The 679-nt window shown below is 58.5% G+C and carries 1 protein-coding gene; it reads right to left on the reverse strand.

Annotated elements, in window-relative coordinates; genetic code table 11:
• A partial coding sequence (locus SB772_RS39040) for an IS110 family transposase (RefSeq protein ID WP_410838396.1) occupies positions 1 to 417 on the reverse strand: 417 nt, incomplete at its 3' end.
• Positions 418 to 679 lie beyond the last annotated feature (262 nt).

Genomic DNA, 679 nt, shown 5'->3' on the forward strand with positions numbered 1-679 from the left:
CGCAGCTGCTACATGTTCGGCGCGCAGGCGCAGGTAGTCCTGCAACCGCCGAATATCAGCGGGTGGCACGAAGCCGGCGTGTAGCAGACCATGCATGTGCAGCGTGGCTCCCCACTGGCTGTCAGCCATATCGGTTTTTCTGCCCGGCAGGTTGCGGGTCTGCCTGCCATTGACCATGCGCACTTCCAGACCGGCGCTTTCGAGTACACCGTACAACGGTAACCAGTAAACGCCGGTCGCTTCCATCGCGACCGAATGTACGCCTTGTGCAATCAGCCAGTCGCGCAACGCGTGCAGTTGCGACGTCACGGTGCCGAACACTTCCGGCTTGTTGCCGCCCACTGAAACATGCATGTGTTCGCTACCGACGTCCACGAACGCGGCTAACGGATCGAGTATCGGGAGTTTTTGTGACATGACGACCTCCACATTGGGGTATCACAATGCGCGCGGTCGCCCTGGCCCAGTCATGCCATATGACAAACAAACCTTTCCAGCGGGAAGCAACGCTCACCAAAATGTGCGACTGATCATGACCGGAGCTATCCTTTCGTACAGGCAATCCGACAGTTGTCCGATGCGCCAGAGGGGGCTCAGCTACGCTGCCAGGAACCACCACGCGTGGCCTAACAATAGCCGAAGCCCGGTTCATGGTCCGTGTGCGGTTTTTGCAAAAAAA

The organism is Paraburkholderia sp. SIMBA_030, assembly GCF_046535245.1.
GTDB lineage: Bacteria > Pseudomonadota > Gammaproteobacteria > Burkholderiales > Burkholderiaceae > Paraburkholderia.